We start from the raw sequence: 12,113 nt of genomic DNA, 5'->3' as shown, positions 1-12,113 counted from the left end.
ACTCGTGGCCGTGAACGACCTGCCGGGCGGCCGCTCGCCGGCGCGGCCGCTGCGGATCGCGATGGTGGTCCCGCCGTGGCTGTCGGTGCCCCCGCCCGGGTACGGCGGCCTGGAACAGGTGGTCGCGGTGCTGGTGGACGCGCTGGTCGCCCGCGGGCACGCGGTGACCCTGTTCGGCGCGGGGCGGGCGCACGGCACCGCCGCCGACGTCGTCCCGACCGGTCGGGACCTGCAGTACGAGCGGCTCGGCGAGGCGCTGCCCGAGCTGGCCCACCTGGCCCGGGTCAACCAGCTGATCAGCGCCGACGACTTCGACGTCATCCACGACCACACCACCATCGGCCCGCTGGTCGCCGGCCGCCGGGCGGTGCCCACGGTGGCGACCGTGCACGGCAACCCGGTGGGCGAGTACGGCACCGTGCTCAGCGACACCGACCAGGGCGTGGGGTTGGTGGCCATCTCGCACGCCCAGCGCCGGCTCAACCCCCGGCTGCCCTGGGTCGGCACCGTGCACAACGCGATGGACCTGCGGGGCGTGCCGCGCAAGACCGCACCCGCGAGCGGCCCGGTGCTCTGGCTGGCCCGGTTCAGCCCGGACAAGGGGCCGGACGCGGCCATCCGGGCCTGCCGCGCCGCCGGCCTGCCGCTGGTGCTCGCCGGCAAGTGCAACGAGCCGCCGGAACGCCGCTACTACCAGGAGGTGGTCCGGCCGATGCTCGGCGAGGACGTCACCGTGGTGCTCGACGCCGACCGGGACGCCGCGCTGCGGATGCTGGTCGACGCCCGCTGCCTGATCATGCCGATCCAGTGGGAGGAGCCGTTCGGCATGGTGATGGTGGAGGCGATGGCGACCGGCACGCCGGTGGTGGCGCTGAACCGTGGCGCGGTGCCCGAGCTGGTCCGGCCGGGGGTGACCGGCCTGGTCTGCGACCGGGTCGAGGAGCTACCGGACGCGTTGCGCGAGGCGCACCGCCTCGACCCGGCCGACTGCGTGGCGCACGTCGCGGAGAACTTCTCCACCGAGCGGATCGCGATCGGCTACGAGGACGTCTACCGGCGGTTCGTCGCCGGCTCGGTGCCGTACCTGGGCAGCCGCGAGCCGGTCCGGGCCGCGCCGCGCTGAGCACCCGTCGGTCGGAACGCTCAGACCCGCGCGGCCCCCAGCTCCGCGATCGCCGCGTCCAGCCGCTCGGCGTACCCGGGAGTGATGCCACCCTCGCGCAGCCGGGTGGCCACCTTCTCGCGCAGTCGGGCCACCGGCCCGGTCAGGTCGGCCGGCCCGGAGCCCACCGCGGCGGTCAGGTTGCGGAGTTCGTTGCGCAGGTCCAGGCCCACGTCGGCGCGGATCTCGCCACCGTCGAGCCCGGTGCCGATCAACCCGTCGAGCCGGTTGGCCACCGTCAACAGGCTGTCCGGCCCGGGCACCGCGCCGGTCGACCCGCCGGGCCGGGGTTCGGCCGCGGGAGCCGACGTGCGGGGGGTGGTCTCCGGCACGCGGGGCGTCGGCTGTCCGGTCGCCTCCGTGGTGGGCAGCGCCGCCGGTGGCGGGGACCGGTCCGGCCACAGCGCCGGCACGGCCAGCCCCGCCGCGGCCAGCAGGGCCACCGCCGCGACCAGCGCCGGGCGGGGCACCCGGCGGGCCGGCCCCGATCCCGGCGCGGTACGGCCGGCGGTGGCCGTCGGGGCGTGGCCGGGCGCCGGTGCCGTCGAGGCCGCGGGGGGCTCGGGCGGGGTCAGGGGCGGCGCGAGCGTGGTGGCCGCCTGCGATTCCGGAAGCGGGTGGTCACGCAGCACGGTGGCGACCTGACGGGCGGTCGGCCGCCCGGCCGGGTCCCGGGTCAGGCAGCGCAGGCAGATCCGGGCCACCTCCGGCGGCAGCCCGGGCACCCCGGCCAGCGAGGGCGGCCCGCCCGCGGCCAGCGCGGCGCTGAGCTGGTCCCAGGTGTCGGCGGGGTACGGGACCCGACCGGTCAACGCCTCGTGGAGCAGCACCCCGAGGGAGTACACGTCGGTGGCCGGCTGCGCGGGCGCCCCGTCGAGGCGTTCCGGCGCCACGTAGGCCGGGGTGCCGAAGGTGCCGCCGTCCTCGTCCTCGTCCGGCGCGCCGACCCGGGTGGCGATGCCGAAGTCGAGCACCTTGGCGCCGACCGGGGTCATCATCACGTTGGCCGGCGTGATGTCGCGGTGCACGATGCCCAGCCGGTGCGCGGCGGCGAGCGCGTCCGCCACCTGCGCGCCGATCTTCACCGCCTCCGGCCAGGGCAGCGGGCCCTCGGTGAGCCGCAGCTCCAGCTCCTCGCCGACCAGCAGCTCCATCACCACGAACGAGGTGATCGAGCCGTCGGGCGCGACCGTCTCGCCGTAGTCGTGCACCGAGGTCACGTGCGGGTGCACCAGTTGGGCGGCGGAGCGCGCCTCGGTGCGGACCATGTCCCGGAACCGGGCGTCGGCGGCGAGCGACGGGGCGAGCACCTTCAGCGCGACGACCCGGTCCAGCACCTCGTCGTGGGCCCGCCAGATCACCGACATCCCGCCGGCGCCGATCTGGTCGAGCAGCCGGTACCGGCGGGCCAGCAACCGGCCGGGGTGCAGCGCTGGCTTCACGGATCGCACCTGCCTCGGGGTGGGAGCGGTATCAGGTTGCGTGAATGTGTCCGGCCTGTCAACGGGTGGGGCGGCGCGGGCGCCGACCCGCTCCACGGGGGCACCGGCGCGGGCGTGCCAGGATGAACGACATGGCGCGGGGACCGGTGGCGTTCGTGCTCGGGGGCGGGGGCGTCCTCGGCGCGGTCGAGGTGGGCATGCTGCGCGCGCTGTTCCGCGCCGGGATCCGGCCGGACCTGGTGCTCGGCACCTCGATCGGCGCGGTGAACGGCGCGCTGGTCGCCGCCGACCCGTCCGAGGCGGTCACCGACCGGCTGGTCCGGCTCTGGGCCTCCCCCGAGGCCAGCGAGGTGTACGGCGACTCGGTGGCCCGGCAGCTGCGCCGGTTCGCCGCCCGGACCCACCTGCACTCGCCCCGCCCGCTGCGCAAGCTGCTCGAGAGCGAACTGGGCGCGGAGACCACCTTCGCCGATCTGCGGGTGCCGTTCCGGTGCTGCGCGGCGAACATCGAGCGGGCCGCCGAGTACTGGTTCGACAGCGGGCCCGTGGTGCCGGCGGTGCTCGCCTCCGCCTCCGTACCGGGGCTGCTGCCACCGGCCCGGATCGGCGACCAGCACTTCGTCGACGGGGGAATCGTGAACTCGATCCCGATCGGCGAGGCGGTCGCCGCCGGCGCCGGGCAGATCTTCGTCCTCCAGGTCGGCCGGATCGAGCGGGAGCTGACCCCGCCCCGCCGGCCGTGGGAGATCGCGCAGGTCGCGTTCGAGATCGCCCGCCGGCACCGGTTCGCCCGGGAGATGGCCGCCCTGCCGGTCGGGGTGGAGGTGCACGTGCTGCCCACCGGCGGCCTGAACCCGCGCGACGACACGCCCTGGGCGTACCGGGACATGGCGGCGGTGGGGCGGCGGATCAGCCGGGCGTACACCGCCTCCCGGCGCTACCTGGCCACCATGTTGGAGCGCTGATGCCGCTGCCGCCGCGGTGGGTACGCCGGGTGCTGCTGGCACCGGGATTGGTGCTGCTCGCCTTCGCGGTGGTGACCACGCTGCCGATCTGGGCGCTGCTCGCGGCGGCCGCGTCGCCGCTGGTCCCGGGCCGGTTGCGTCCGCTGCGGCTGCTCTGGCTCGGCTGCGTCTACCTGGTCTGGGACGCCGCCGCGCTGCTCGCGCTCTTCGTGCTCTGGCTGGTCTCCGGCTGCGGCTGGCGGGTCCGTGCCCCGGGCTTCCAGCGGGCGCACTACCTGCTCGCCGGCTGGTTCCTGCGACTGCTGTTCTGGCAGGCCCGGTGGACGCTGCGGCTGCACATCGACATGGTCGGCACCGACCCGGACACCGCCCTGCCCGGCCGGCCCGAGTTGGTGCTCTGCCGGCACGCCGGGCCGGGCGACTCGTTCATCCTCATCCACGCCCTGGTGAACTGGTTCCGCCGCGAGCCGCGGATCGTGCTCAAGGACACCCTGCAGTGGGACCCGGCGATCGACGTGCTGCTCAACCGGCTGCCGAACCGGTTCCTCGCGCCCGGGCCGGACGGGCGCGGGTCGGTCACCGACCAGATCGGGCACCTGGCCGCCGACCTGGACGACGACGACGCGTTCGTGATCTTCCCGGAGGGCGGTAACTTCACCCCGAAGCGCCGGCTACGGGCGATAGACCGGCTGCGCTCGCTGGGCCTGGAGCGGATGGCGCTGCGGGCGGAACGGATGCAGCACGTGCTCGCCCCGCAGCCCGGCGGGCTGCTGGCCGCGCTGGACGCCGCCCCCGAGGCCGGGGTGATCTTCGTGGCGCACACCGGGCTCGACCGGATGCTCACCGTCACCGACGTCTGGCGGGAACTGCCGATGGACAAGCGGATCGTGATGCGTTTCTGGTCGGTGCCGCCGGAGGAGGTGCCGACCGGCCGGCAGGAGCGCATCGACTGGCTCTTCGACTGGTGGGGCCGGATCGACGAGTGGATCGCGGTCAACCGGGACGGGCCCGCGTAGGGTGCGGTCGTGGACCAGATCTGCGTGGTGACGACGGTGGTGGACGCGCGGTCGGTCGCCGACGCGCTGGCCGGCGCGGCGGTCGACGGGCGGCTGGCGGCCTGCGCGCAGGTGGGCGGCCAGGTGGACAGCACCTACTGGTGGCGTGCCGCAGTGGAGACCGAGACCGAGTGGTCGGTGCAGTTCAAGACCGCGCCGGACCGGCTCGCCGCGCTGGTCGACCAGATCCGGACCGGCCACCCGTACGAGGTGCCGGAGATCCTGGTGAGCCGGGTGGAGAGTGATCCGCCGTACGCGGCGTGGGTGCGCGAGCAGACCCGGCCCTGAGTACGCGCACTCTGGGCGGCTGAGCCCCGGCCGCCGATGATGGCCGCGTGGAGAACACCGGCTACCCCTGCCCGGCCTGCGGCGCGCCCGCCGACCTGGGCTCCGGCTGCTCCGGTTGCGGCCGGCCGCCGTACCCGCCCGCCGCCGAGGTGATCCGCCTCGACCGGGACATCGTCGCGCTCGGCGCCGAGGCGGAGCGCGCCCGGCAGACGTACCAGGGCCTGGTCGACCGGCTGGCGACGACCCGGCAGCGGCGGGACCGGCTGGCCGCGGCGATCCGGGCGGAGTTCCCGCCGCCCGCCGCACGCCCGCCGGCCGCGGTCGGCGGGCCGCAGCGGCCCGTCCCGCCCGCCGTGGCCGGCGTGCCGGAGACCTCGACCCGCACCGTGCAGGGCCTGCTCTTCGTCCTCGGTGGACTGCTGCTCGGCACCGCGGCGGTGGTCTTCACGGCGGTGGCCTGGGCCGCCGTCGGGGTGGCCGGACGGGCGCTGATCCTGGCCGCGGTCACCGCGCTGGCGCTGGCCGCGCCGCTGGTGGCGGTGCGGCGCGGGCTGCGGGGCACCGCGGAGACGTTCGCCGCGGTGGGGCTGCTGCTGGTGGTGCTGGACGGCTACGCCGCCTGGTCGGTGGACCTGTTCGGGGTGGCCGGTTGGCCGGAGACCCGGTACGCCGCGCTGGTCGGGGGGGCCAGCGCGGCGGCCGCCGCCGGATACGCCCGGCTCAGCGGGCTCACCGTGCCCTGGTTCGCGGCGCTGCTGGCCGCCCAGCCGGTGCTGCCGCTGCTCGCCGTCGGGGCCCGGCCGGAGCCGGCGGGCTGGTCGGTGGTCTTCGTCGGGGTGACGCTGCTCGACCTGGCCGTGCTCGTCGCGCTGCGCGGCCGGCCAGCCGGTGCGGCGCTCGCCGGCCGGGTCGCCGCCTGGGTCGGCTACGCCGCCGCGCTGGTCGTGGCGACCGGCTGCGCGCTGGTGCCGCTGATGCTCGGTCGGGCGGCCGGGACGCCGCTGCTGGCCGGGCTGCCGCTGCTGCTGGCGGCGCTGACCCTGCTGGGCGCGGCGCTGCTCGCCGGCGGGCCGGTCTTCCGCGCGGAGGCCGCCGGACTGCTGGTGCCGGTGCTGGCTGCCGCCCTGCTCCGCCCGGTGGCCGAGCTGCGGGCCTCGCTGCTGCTGCTGGCGGCGGCGCTGGTCGCGGCCGGGCTGGCCGGCGCGGTGCGGCTGCTTCCGGCCGGCTGGCGCCGCGGTCCGCGGACCGGCGCGCTCCTGGTGGCCGGCGGGACGGCCCAGCTGACCGTGCTGATCACCGTCGTGTTCGCCGGCGGCGCCGTCGCCCGGTCGGTGCCGCCGTGGCGGGGCGCCGCCCCCGGGCCGGACCTCGCCTGGGGCTGGCAGCTCCCGGTGGCGGTGGCGCTCGCCGTGCTCGCCGTGGCGGTGCTGCTGCCCGCGGCGGCCCGGCCGGCGCTGGCCGTGGCCGGCGTGGCGTCGATCGCGCTCGCCCTGCCCGCCGCCGGGCCGGCGCCCTGGTCGGTGGTGCTGGTCGCGGACCTGGCGGTGGGGGCGGCGCTGCTGGTCGTCGCGGCCACCCGGCCGGCCCGTTCGTGGACCGTGCTGACCGCGGCGGCGGCCGGGGCGGTGCTGCTCGGGCACGGCCTGCTGGTGGGGCTGGCCGCTCCCGCCGGAGCCGGCGCGGCGCTCGCGGTGACCCTGGTCGCCGGGGCGGCCGCGGCGGTCGCCGGGCGGCGCGGCACACCGGTGCAGCGCGCGGTGGGCGGGTTCGCGCTCATCGCCGCGCTGCTCGCGGTGCCGGCCGGTGGGGCGGTCGCGCTGATCGGCGCCGGGGCGCCGGCCTGGTGGCAGGCGCGGGCCGCGCTCGGCGCCGCCGCGCTGCTGCCGGCCGCGCTGCTCGCCGTCCGTCGTCTTTGGCCGGACCTGTCCGGGTACGCCTCGGCCGGGCTGGCCGTGGCGGCCGGGCTGGTCGGGCTGGGGCCGCTGGGCGTACCGGCCGACGAGCCGGTGGTGCTCTACGCCGCCGTGGCCGTCCTGCTGGTGGCGCTGGGCGGGCCCCGGGCCGGGTTCGGGGTGCCGCTGCCGGCGGGCGAACCGGCCCGGCGGATCGCCGGGGCGGTACTGCTGACGGTGGCCGTGCTCGCCGCCGCCCCGGTGCTGCTGGCGGCGCTGGTCGCCCCGTACGGCGATGCGCCCGCGCCGTGGTCGGGGCGGCCCGCCGCGGAGCCGGACCCGGCGGCCCTGCCGGCGGGCCTGGCGCTGGCCGTGCTGGCGCTCGCCGCCGCGGCGCGGCTGTGGCCCCGCCGCGCCGCCCGGCCCGCCGACGGTCCGGGCACGGAGCCCGCCCCGACGACCGCCTTCGGCGCGGCGCTGGCCGCCCTGCCGTTCGCCGCGGCCGCCGCGCCGGTGCTGCTGGTGGCCGCCGGCGCGCCCTGGCCGGTGGTGCCGGCCGTCGCCCTGGCCCTCGGCGTGGCCGCGCTGCTGTTCGCCGCCCTGGCCGCGGCGCGCCCGCTGCTCGCCCCGGTCACCGTGCCGGTGGGACTGGTGCTGACCGGCTCGGGAATGGCTGGTCTGCTGGCCACCCGGGCCGGCACGCTCACCGGCCTCGGCGTGCTGGTGGTGGCCGCGACCGTGGCCGGCGCCGCCGGGCGGCGCGCCGGGGTGCGCCTCGCCGGCAGCCTGGTCGCGGTGGCCGCCGCGACCGCCCTCGCGGTCACCGCACCGCTGGCCGGCGGACTGCCGCTGCGGACGGCGGCGTTCACCGTGCTGGCCGTGGCGGCACTGACCCTGGCCGTGGCCGCCGCGCTCGCCGGCCGGGGCCGTTCGGCGGGGCCCGGGCTGGACGCTGCCGCCCAGGCGGTGGCGCTGGCCGGGCTGCTGCTGACCGTCGGCGCGCTCCGGCACGCCGCGGCGGTCTGCGTGCTCTGGGGGGCCGCCACCGCGGTGCGGGTGCTGCGCCGGGGCGAGCCCGTCGGCCGGCGGTGGGCGTTCGCCGGGATCGCCGGCGGCACCGAACTGCTCGGCGCCTGGCTGCTGCTGGCCGCCGGGGGAGTGGCCGTGCTGGAGGCGTACACGCTGCCGGCCGCGGCGCTGGCCCTCGGCGCGGGCACGCTGGCGCTGCGCACCCGGCCCGGGTTGACCAGCTGGCTCGCGCTCGCTCCCGGGCTGGCCGCCGGGCTGCTGCCGAGCCTGGTGTCGGTGCTGGTGGCGCCGGAGGCGCAGCCGTGGCGCCGGCTGCTGCTCGGCGTCGCCGCGCTCGCCGTGGTGCTCGCCGGGGCGACCCGGCGCTGGCAGGCGCCGGTGCTGCTCGGTGGCGGCACGCTGGCCCTGCTCGCGCTCCACGAACTCGGCCGCGGCTGGGACCTGCTGCCCCGGTGGATCTTCCTGGCGGTCGGCGGGCTCGCGCTGATCGGGCTGGCCGCCACCTACGAGCGGCGGCGGCGGGACCTGGCCCGGCTGCGGGCCGTGGTGGGCCGGATGAGTTGAGCCGTGGGCGGTGCGCGGGGTAGGGCTTGCCCTACCCCGGATCGGGGGGTTGTCAGGGTTACTCAGCGCGACCGTTCTCCGGAGACTGGATGTGGGTGTCGCTCCGGTCGGCGCGACCCGGAGCCGAGGGACGGGAGCTAATTGATGCTCGGAGCGGTGGCGGACCCGCCGGTACGGCGGGGCAGTGACTACGCACAGTTGTCCCGGCGGATCAGCCAGGCCGGGTTGCTGGACCGGCGGCCCGGGTGGTACGCGGTGCGGATCGTGCTCACCCTGGGTGTCTTCCTGGCGGGTTGGCTCGCGGTGGTGCTGGTGGGCGACTCCTGGACGCAGCTGCTGCTGGCGGTCGGGCTGGCGGTGGCCACCACCCAGGTGGCGTTCCTCGGCCACGACGCCGGCCACCGGCAGATGTTCCGCCGGCGCGGCCCGAGCGAGCTGGTCGGTCTGCTCGCCGGCAACCTAGCGGTGGGGCTCAGCTACGGCTGGTGGGTCGACAAGCACAACCGGCACCACGCCAACCCGAACCACGAGGACGAGGATCCGGACGTCGGGGCGGGCGCCCTCGTCTGGACGTACGAACAGGCCGCCGCGACCCGGGGCTTCGGGCGGTGGCTGGCCCGCCGGCAGGCCTGGCTGTTCTTCCCGATGCTGCTGCTCGAGGGGCTGAACCTGCACGCGGCGAGCGTCCGGGCGATCGTGGAACGGGAGCCGGACGGCCGGTACCGGACCCCGATGCGGCACCGGGGGGTCGAGGCGCTGCTGCTCGTCGCGCACACCGCCGGCTACCTCGGCGTCCTCCTGCTGGCCATGTCGCCGGTGAAGGCGCTGCTCTTCGTCGCCGTCCACCAGGGACTGTGGGGCCTCTACATGGGCTGCGCGTTCGCCCCGAACCACAAGGGCATGCCGATGCCGACCGCGGCGGACCAGCTCGACTTCCTGCGCAAGCAGGTGCTCACCTCACGCAACGTCCGGGGCAGCCGGTTCGTCGACCTGGCGCTGGGCGGCCTCAACTACCAGATCGAGCACCACCTGTTCCCCAACATGCCCCGGGCGAACCTGCGCCGGGCCCAGCCGATCGTCCGGGCGTACTGCGCCGAGCAGGGCATCACGTACGCGGAGACCGGGCTGGTCGAGTCGTACCGGCAGGCGCTCGGGCACCTGCACGAGGTCGGCCGGCCGCTGCGCGGCTGACCCGAGACGACGGGGGCGGCGCCGACCGGCGCCGCCCCCGTGCTCAGCTCAGCCCGTCAGGCGCCGAACGCCTTGATTAGCTCCTCCGGAGCCTCCTGGGTCTCGCTCGCCGCCGGCTTCCGGACGCTCACCGGGGTGCCGAAGTCCGAGTAGGTGGTGGTCATCGTGTCCAGCGACTCGTGCAGCACGCTGACGTCGATGGCGATCTCGGTGAGCCGGCCCTGGTCGTCCACCTTGGCGGTGAACGGGACGGCCTTGGCCTTCTCGCCCAGCGCCGCGATGTCCTTGTCCTTCGCCATCGTGCGGGTGTAGTCCAGGGTGCCGGCGAAGCTGCCCTCGCCGGTCTCCTTCACCTCGGCGACGGCGGAGATGAGCTTCTTGGCGCCGCCCGGGTCGCCCTCCGGCATCAGGTTGAGCTGGCCGCTCTCGCCGAGCTTGGTGGTGTCCATGTGCAGCCACTTCTTGGGCAGCCCGGCCATCCCGGTCACCTTCAGGTACGCGTCGTCGCCCACCATCACGATCCGGAACTTGCCCGAGGTGCCCATGTTCAGCGTCATGTCCCCGGTCTTGGTCGACGGGTCCAGGACGCCCCCGCCGCTCATCACCGACGACTTCAGCTCCATCCGGACGCTCTGCTCGTTCAGCTTCTGCGCGGCGGCGGTCAGCTTGCCGAGCGCGTCGGCCGGGGCGCTGCTGGACGGTGCCGCGCTGGCACCGTTGCCGGCCGGGGTGTCCGCTCCCGTCTTGTTGCCGCATCCGGTCAGTCCGAGACTGAGCGCGGCGACGAGCGCGACCCCCGTGGTCGCCAGCCGTCGAGTGTTCATGCTGGATGTCTCCTCGTGAAGGTTGGGCCGGGGCGACGACGACGGTCGATCCCCCGGCCGGGCCGTTGGTCAGCCTAACCCGTCGTATCCACAGCCCGGCGTCGATACTCCGGCCGCCGGGCCCGCGAGCCGCCGGGCCCACTGGATTCCCACCCGCCGGCAGCGGGCCCGCCGGCGCGCCGACGGGCGGCCCGGACACACCCGCCACCGCTGGTCGGCGTCGTCCCGATCTGCCCCGGTAGGGTCACCCCATGGCAGACGTGCTCACCGCGGAGGCGGTGCGAGACGAGCTGGGTGGGCTGGCGGGCTGGTCGGGAGACCCGGCCGGGATCGTCCGCACCGTGGAGCTGGGCAGCTTCCCGGACGCCATCGCGGTGGTGGACCGGGTCGCGGCGACGGCCGAGGAACTGGACCACCACCCCGACATCGACATCCGCTGGCGGACCCTCACCTTCCGCTGCGTCACCCATTCCGCGGGCGGGGTCACCCGGCGTGACCTGGAGCTCGCCCGGCGGATCGACGAGATCGTGCGGAGCGCCCGATGAGATTCGAGATCAGCAAGGTGCTGGACGCCATCGAGGGCCGGGTCTGCACCGACCCGTCGCTGGCCCGCGCGGTCGTCGACCTCGCCGAGGTGATCCGCTACCAGGACATCGACGGCGGCCGGCCGGCCAGCCTGCTCCGCCTCGGCATGGTCATCGACGCGCTGGCCCGGCAGCTGGAGGAGGACAGCGTCCCGGTCTACGCGATCGTGCACCGGGCCCTGCTCTCCGACGCCGACCTGACCAGCAACGAGCGGATGGTGGTCCGCCGCTGGGCCGACGACGGGCTGGTCGAGGTGCTGGACAACCCGGGCGACCGGATGTTCGAGGTGGCCGACCTGCTCGGGTTGCCGGTGCTGAGCCGGGCCCGCGCCGACGGCCTGCGCGGGCGGTACCCGTGGCTGGTCGAGCAGCCCGGCCGGGTGGTCGCCCCGGTGCCCGGCGCCGGCGGGCCGGCCTTCGTGGCCCACGTCGGCAAGGGCGACACCCCGGTGGCCGGCGACCGGTCGACGGTCGGCGTCAAGCTGCTCGCCCGCCACTGGCGCTGCCCGGAGCCGGGTTGCGCGCTGTTCGGCGGCGGCGGGGGCGGTGGCGCGTTCGCCGACCTGGCCCGGGTGGACCGCAGCCCGGCCGCCCAGCCGCCGCCCACGCTGCGCGGCGGCGTGCCCACCTGCCCCCGGCACGGCAGCCGGCTCGGTGACGCCGGCCCGCGGCCGCGTACCGAGGTGCTCGCGGTGCGCGTCGGCGGGCTGATCCGGCGCCGCTTCGTGCTCAGCGAGGAGCAGCCGGTGGTGGTCGGCCGGGCGCCCGAGCAGAGCGGCGGGATCATGCTCGGCCAGTGGCTCAACGACGAGGCGCGGCGCTGGATCAGCCGCGCCCACGTCCGGTTCGAGCTGCGGGTGGGCGAGGTGATCGTGACCGACGTGAGCACCAACGGCTCCGGCATCCGGCCGGGCGGCTCGATGGCCGAGTCGGACCGGATCGCGCTCGCGCCGCAGCAGTCCCGGGTGCTCGACGCCGGTGACATGGTGGAGCTCTATCCCGGGGTGCAGGTGGGCCGGCCCGGCGAGTTGCCGGCCGGTGCCCCGTACACCCCCGCCTCGGTGATGGCCGAGGCGCCCACGATGGCGATGCGCCTGCCGCGCGCCTGAGCGCCGGG

At 76.7% G+C, this 12,113-nt stretch carries 10 protein-coding genes; 8 read left to right on the top strand and 2 right to left on the bottom strand.

Annotated elements, in window-relative coordinates; all coding sequences use genetic code 11:
* The first annotated feature begins 61 nt into the window (after positions 1 to 61).
* A complete protein-coding gene (locus AC1WTP_RS01825) occupies positions 62 to 1,123 on the top strand; it encodes a glycosyltransferase (RefSeq protein WP_481647664.1) in 1,062 nt (353 codons plus the stop codon).
* 20 nt (positions 1,124 to 1,143) lie between these two features.
* Here AC1WTP_RS01825 and AC1WTP_RS01820 read toward each other — a convergent pair whose 3' ends face one another.
* Complete coding sequence (locus tag AC1WTP_RS01820; protein ID WP_481647495.1) at positions 1,144 to 2,604, bottom strand: serine/threonine-protein kinase; 1,461 nt, start codon at positions 2,602 to 2,604, stop codon at positions 1,144 to 1,146.
* Positions 2,605 to 2,735: 131 nt separating this feature from the next.
* On the opposite strand from AC1WTP_RS01820, the gene AC1WTP_RS01815 reads away from it, so the two are divergent.
* The 5 genes from AC1WTP_RS01815 to AC1WTP_RS01795 all read left to right on the top strand — a co-directional run bounded on the left by AC1WTP_RS01815 (position 2,736) and on the right by AC1WTP_RS01795 (position 9,588).
* Positions 2,736 to 3,569 (top strand): patatin-like phospholipase family protein, encoded by an 834-nt coding sequence (locus AC1WTP_RS01815; protein WP_481647494.1) that lies wholly within the window; start codon positions 2,736 to 2,738, stop codon positions 3,567 to 3,569.
* Positions 3,569 to 4,585, top strand: coding sequence for a 1-acyl-sn-glycerol-3-phosphate acyltransferase (locus tag AC1WTP_RS01810; protein ID WP_481647493.1), 1,017 nt, complete (start codon positions 3,569 to 3,571; stop codon positions 4,583 to 4,585). Before AC1WTP_RS01815 ends, AC1WTP_RS01810 begins: the two co-directional genes overlap by 1 nt.
* A gap of 9 nt (positions 4,586 to 4,594) precedes the next feature.
* Complete coding sequence (gene cutA / locus AC1WTP_RS01805; RefSeq protein WP_481647492.1) at positions 4,595 to 4,912, top strand: divalent-cation tolerance protein CutA; 318 nt, start codon at positions 4,595 to 4,597, stop codon at positions 4,910 to 4,912.
* A 47-nt stretch (positions 4,913 to 4,959) separates the two neighbouring features.
* On the top strand, positions 4,960 to 8,397 hold the full coding sequence (locus AC1WTP_RS01800; RefSeq protein ID WP_481647491.1) for an SCO7613 C-terminal domain-containing membrane protein: 3,438 nt from the start codon (positions 4,960 to 4,962) through the stop codon (positions 8,395 to 8,397).
* 144 nt (positions 8,398 to 8,541) lie between these two features.
* Positions 8,542 to 9,588: a fatty acid desaturase family protein gene (locus AC1WTP_RS01795; RefSeq protein WP_481647490.1), complete on the top strand. Its 1,047-nt coding sequence runs from the start codon at positions 8,542 to 8,544 to the stop codon at positions 9,586 to 9,588.
* 56 nt (positions 9,589 to 9,644) lie between these two features.
* On the opposite strand, the gene AC1WTP_RS01790 is transcribed toward AC1WTP_RS01795, so the two are convergent.
* Entirely contained in the window at positions 9,645 to 10,412 is a 768-nt protein-coding gene (locus AC1WTP_RS01790) for a hypothetical protein (protein WP_481647489.1), read from the bottom strand.
* A 251-nt stretch (positions 10,413 to 10,663) separates the two neighbouring features.
* Between AC1WTP_RS01790 and AC1WTP_RS01785 the strand changes: the two genes are divergently transcribed.
* Together AC1WTP_RS01785 and AC1WTP_RS01780 are read left to right on the top strand one after the other, a co-directional pair.
* Complete coding sequence (locus AC1WTP_RS01785; protein WP_481647488.1) at positions 10,664 to 10,957, top strand: 4a-hydroxytetrahydrobiopterin dehydratase; 294 nt, start codon at positions 10,664 to 10,666, stop codon at positions 10,955 to 10,957.
* Positions 10,954 to 12,105 carry an FHA domain-containing protein gene (locus tag AC1WTP_RS01780; protein ID WP_481647487.1) on the top strand — a complete coding sequence of 384 codons (1,152 nt, stop codon included), beginning with the start codon at positions 10,954 to 10,956 and terminating at the stop codon, positions 12,103 to 12,105. Before AC1WTP_RS01785 ends, AC1WTP_RS01780 begins: the two co-directional genes overlap by 4 nt.
* Positions 12,106 to 12,113: the final 8 nt, after the last annotated feature.

It is taken from the genome of Micromonospora sp. R311, assembly GCF_056780015.1.
Note: the sequence above shows the minus strand (reverse complement) of the source record. Positions and strands in the feature narration are given on the sequence as shown.

What these genes read in the sequence shown, in the direction of transcription:
- AC1WTP_RS01825 (WP_481647664.1), top strand. Translation starts at nt 62, where the DNA reads ATGGTGGTCCCGCCGTGGCTGTCGGTGCCCCCGCCCGGGTACGGCGGC.
- AC1WTP_RS01815 (WP_481647494.1), top strand. Translation starts at nt 2,736, where the DNA reads ATGGCGCGGGGACCGGTGGCGTTCGTGCTCGGGGGCGGGGGCGTCCTC.
- AC1WTP_RS01810 (WP_481647493.1), top strand. Translation starts at nt 3,569, where the DNA reads ATGCCGCTGCCGCCGCGGTGGGTACGCCGGGTGCTGCTGGCACCGGGA.
- AC1WTP_RS01795 (WP_481647490.1), top strand. Translation starts at nt 8,542, where the DNA reads ATGCTCGGAGCGGTGGCGGACCCGCCGGTACGGCGGGGCAGTGACTAC.
- AC1WTP_RS01790 (WP_481647489.1), bottom strand. Translation starts at nt 10,412, where the DNA reads ATGAACACTCGACGGCTGGCGACCACGGGGGTCGCGCTCGTCGCCGCG.
- AC1WTP_RS01785 (WP_481647488.1), top strand. Translation starts at nt 10,664, where the DNA reads ATGGCAGACGTGCTCACCGCGGAGGCGGTGCGAGACGAGCTGGGTGGG.
- AC1WTP_RS01780 (WP_481647487.1), top strand. Translation starts at nt 10,954, where the DNA reads ATGAGATTCGAGATCAGCAAGGTGCTGGACGCCATCGAGGGCCGGGTC.